4 protein-coding genes and 1 pseudogene are annotated in these 3853 nt (G+C 61.2%); all 5 read right to left on the bottom strand.

The annotated features are described in order from the left end of the window. Positions 1–1087: Re/Si-specific NAD(P)(+) transhydrogenase subunit alpha (locus tag EN879_RS27090; protein ID WP_127274351.1), on the bottom strand; the 1087-nt coding region annotated here is incomplete at its 3' end. An 85-nt stretch (positions 1088–1172) separates the two neighbouring features. After that, positions 1173–1397 (bottom strand): aa3-type cytochrome c oxidase subunit IV, encoded by a 225-nt coding sequence (locus EN879_RS27095; RefSeq protein ID WP_013528204.1) that lies wholly within the window; start codon positions 1395–1397, stop codon positions 1173–1175. A gap of 206 nt (positions 1398–1603) precedes the next feature. Next, the gene (locus EN879_RS27100) at positions 1604–1753 is read right to left on the bottom strand and encodes a DUF3096 domain-containing protein (protein WP_013528205.1); all 150 of its coding nucleotides are present in this window, start codon (positions 1751–1753) and stop codon (positions 1604–1606) included. Positions 1754–1872: 119 nt separating this feature from the next. Then, positions 1873–2652 (bottom strand): hypothetical protein, encoded by a 780-nt coding sequence (locus EN879_RS27105; protein WP_013528206.1) that lies wholly within the window; start codon positions 2650–2652, stop codon positions 1873–1875. 335 nt (positions 2653–2987) lie between these two features. After that, positions 2988–3806: pseudogene (locus tag EN879_RS27110) on the bottom strand (EAL domain-containing protein); the annotation flags it as partial. Positions 3807–3853: the final 47 nt, after the last annotated feature.

A 3853-nucleotide genomic window follows, 5' to 3' on the forward strand; every position in this document is an offset into this window, starting at 1 on the left:
TCGTTGCCTTGACCAGATCGTCGTCGCGATTGATGGCAAGCGTCTTGGCCGTCTTATCGACCAGCGTCTCGAGAAAGGCGAACAGGTTCCTGGCATAAAGCAGCGAGGCCGACGCCGCGATGCGGCCAGGCACATTGAGATGGCCGACAATCTTGACGTTGTTGGCGGTGGTGACCACCTTGCCGGCTTCGGCGCCCTCGACATTGCCGCCGCGCTCGACCGCGAGGTCGACGATCACCGAGCCCGGCTTCATCGAAGCGACCATCGCCGCCGAGACCAGCTTGGGCGCCGGCCGGCCGGGAATGAGCGCCGTGGTGATGACGATATCCTGCTTGGCGATGTGCTCTGATGTGAGTGCCGCCTGCTTGGCCTGATATTCCTTCGACATTTCCTTGGCGTAGCCGCCGGCCGTTTCGGCCGCCTTGAATTCCTCGTCCTCGACCGCGAGGAACTTGGCGCCGAGCGAGGCGACCTGTTCCTTGGCGGCGGGGCGAACGTCGGTGGCGGTGACAACCGCACCAAGCCGGCGCGCGGTGGCGATCGCCTGCAGGCCGGCGACGCCAACGCCCATGATGAAGACCTTCGCCGCCGGCACCGTGCCGGCCGCCGTCATCATCATCGGCAAGGCGCGGTCATATTCCGAAGCCCCGTCGATCACCGCCTGATAGCCGGCCAAATTGGCCTGCGAGGACAAAACGTCCATCGACTGCGCGCGGGTGATCCGGGGCATGAATTCCATCGAGAAAGCGGTGACGCCGGCCTTGGCAAGAGCTGCCACGGCGGCATCGTTGCCGTAGGGGTCCATGATGGCGATCACAGCCGCGCCGGGCTTGTAGCTCTTCAGCTCGGCATCACCAGGCCGGCGCACCTTCAGCACCACATCGGCCTTGGCGACATCGGAAGCCTTGCCGATAGCAGCGCCGGCGCTCGCATAGTCGGCATCGATGATGCGCGATTTCAGACCGGCACCGGCCGCGACGACGACGTCGAAGCCCAACGCCGCCAGCCGTTTCACCGTATCGGGCGAAGCCGCGACGCGCGGCTCGTTGGCATCGAGCTCACGAGGGATGAAAACCGTCTGTCCCACCGCATGATCCTTTCGGCCGGAAGCTATTTCCCGCAAGACGCCGGCCGGCCTCGCGGCGGCGCCGTGGACAAGATGTCGGAAAAATCTATCGGAGGATAAAGGCGCCGACAGCCAGAATCAGCACGAACAGAATGGTCGCCGAGAAGAAGCCGCCCGCGAAGAAGCCGAAGGCCATCGCCAGGAGCAGGGCGCCACAAAACAGCGAGCCGTACTTGGCCAGCGCGAGGAAGCCCGCATAGGTGCGGTCATGCTCGGCATAGTCCATCTTCGCGCCCAGTTCGACAGGACCAGTCGGCGAGTGATCAGCCATAGGAATACCCCTTCGAAGACATCTTTCAGGCACATAGCGAAAAGCCGCGCCGAGAGCAATGGCGCTATTGCCGCACAACAACCGACAACTGCCTCAAAGAAAGATTGAAGCCAGCAGTCGACGCCGCGACGGAGTCCGATCGCTGGATTCTGATGCTTGATGCGGAACTCCGAAGGGCGGACGCTTGCGTGGCCTAAGCCGGAGCCTCAGCCGGCTAGATGCGGAAATAGCCCGAGCAACCCGACGACGATCAGATAGAGCGCGACGATGTAGTTCAACAGCCTTGGCATGACCAGGATCAGCACGCCGGCGATCAGCGAGATGAGCGGGGTTAGCGCAAGTGTGGAAATGGTCATGGCGGGTTCCCTCAAAAACCTCAGATCGACCCGGAGCGCTGCTCGTGGCCTCACCCAGAACGCCGAAGTCGCCAAAAGGCTCCTGTCGGCCCTGCAAAATCGTGTGGATCCCTGCCGTATCAGGCGGCTTCGTGATAGTATTTTGCCGTCGGCAGGATGGTCAGCGGCGCGAGTTCCCCGACATGCGGCGTATCGAACAGCATGCGCTGCTCCATTGGCGTCGAGCGGAAGAACGGGAACCGTGAGAAGGACCGCTCGCGGATTGCGTTGACGTCGGCGCGGTAGAGCACGACCTTGTTGAAAACGCCCGGATAGGCGCGCGACTCGCTGATCTTCTCCGAGTAGTAGATACGCTTGTAGAAGCCGGCGTGATCCTCACGAATGGTCGACAGGCAGTAGGGCGCGTTGAAATGGAAGCACGCCATGCCGGCCAGCCGCAGCGTCAGGTAGGGAATCTGCGGGTAGACGCGCGACCATTCGGGATCGGACGCAAACCGGCTGGGACAGATGAAGCTCAGTCCGTCACGAAGCATCGGCATGACGATGTCGCCAAAGGCCTTGGTGGAAGGCGACATCGGCGTCGCCAAGGTGACGTGATGGATACGCAGCGTGCTGACGAGTTCCTGGTCGATATAGACCCCGAAGCGGTACACATTCGGTGCCTCGTCGAGCTCATCGTGAATGGTATGGTTTTCGTTGTCGGGCACCATATCGTTCGAGCGATATGACTTGTAGCGCAGGCGGTAGATGTCCTCGAGATCTTCGCCCTTGTCGCAGCGGCGGTACTCTGTCCGCTCAAGCATCGCCGAAACGTTGCGGGCGAAGCTGGACATGGTGTCGGCGGCGTCCTTGCCGTCCTCGCCCGTCACCGGACGAAGCGAACTCAACTGCACAATCATCAACTCAATCCCCGTACATTGCCGCCGCGATCCGACACTACGACAGGGTCTTGGGATGTAAAAGATGAAAACAGGAAGCAGCCCGTTTACCAGTCGTTAAGGTTAACGATTGCTAAAATAAAACTAAAATTGGTGGTTTTCTTCGTTTTCTGCGTCGCGACGGGGAAAGAGCGTGTCTCGAACATGACGGGAAGCGGCTGAAATTCTGGCATGGCCCGCGATGTGCAAAGAAACCTCGAATGCAGTGAATGCCTAAAGCCTGGGCGCCTGTTCAATCCTGATGGAAACAGGGATGGGCTCTCAGTGCCTGGGCACCATGCGCCAGGCGCCGCAAATCAGCGGCGTACCGCCTTTTTGGCGGTCCTGATATCCTTGGCGAAGGGCCATACCGTGTTCGACATCGTCTCGATGCCGGAAGCGCTGAGCGCCGAACCGAACAGGAACCCCTGGACAAGATCAGGCTTGACCTGCAGCGCCAGGATCTTGAGCTGCTCGAAGGTCTCGACCCCTTCGACGGTCACCGAAAGCCCCAGCGGCCGCGACAGGTTGACGATACCCTTGAGCAGCTCGAGCGAACGGGGATTCTGGGTGACGTCCATCAGGAAAGAGCGGTCGATCTTGATCTTGTCGAGCGGCAGCTTGTGCAGGTAGCTCAGGCTCGAATAGCCGGTGCCGAAATCGTCGAGCGCGATGCGCACGCCAAGCTGCTTCAGCTCCTCAATATACTGGCGCGTCAGCGACTTGTCGTCGAGCAGCGCCGTTTCGGTGACCTCGATCTCGAGCCTACTGGCGGCGAGGCCGGTGCCGGCCAACGCATCGCGAACCTTCTGGATGACATCGCGGCTGCGGAAATCCTTGGCCGAGAGATTGACCGAAACGCTGGTCTGGTCGGGCCATTTGGCGCATTCGGCGCAGGCTGCCTGCAGCACGAAGGTGCTGATCTCGGAAATGATGCCCATTTCCTCGGCAAGCGGAATGAAGATGCTGGGCGAGATTGGCCCGAGATCTGGATGATCCCACCGGCACAGCGCCTCGCAACTGGCGATACGCATGGTGCTCATCGCCACGATCGGCTGATAGACCACCCGCAGGCTCTTGCCCTCTACCGCGGTGCGCAGATCCGCCTTCATCAGCTGACGGTTGCGGAAGGCGGATCTGCGCACCGCGGTAGAGGGCAAGAGCCTGCGGGTGGTCTATCAGC

Origin of the sequence: Mesorhizobium sp. M7A.F.Ca.AU.002.02.1.1 (assembly GCF_003998535.1) — a bacterium.
Taxonomy (GTDB): Bacteria; Pseudomonadota; Alphaproteobacteria; order Rhizobiales; family Rhizobiaceae; genus Mesorhizobium; species Mesorhizobium ciceri.

Bases quoted from the DNA above. Each gene is read 5' to 3' on its own strand.
- EN879_RS27095 (WP_013528204.1), bottom strand. From the start codon at position 1,397: ATGGCTGATCACTCGCCGACTGGTCCTGTCGAACTGGGCGCGAAGATG.
- EN879_RS27100 (WP_013528205.1), bottom strand. From the start codon at position 1,753: ATGACCATTTCCACACTTGCGCTAACCCCGCTCATCTCGCTGATCGCC.
- EN879_RS27105 (WP_013528206.1), bottom strand. From the start codon at position 2,652: ATGATTGTGCAGTTGAGTTCGCTTCGTCCGGTGACGGGCGAGGACGGC.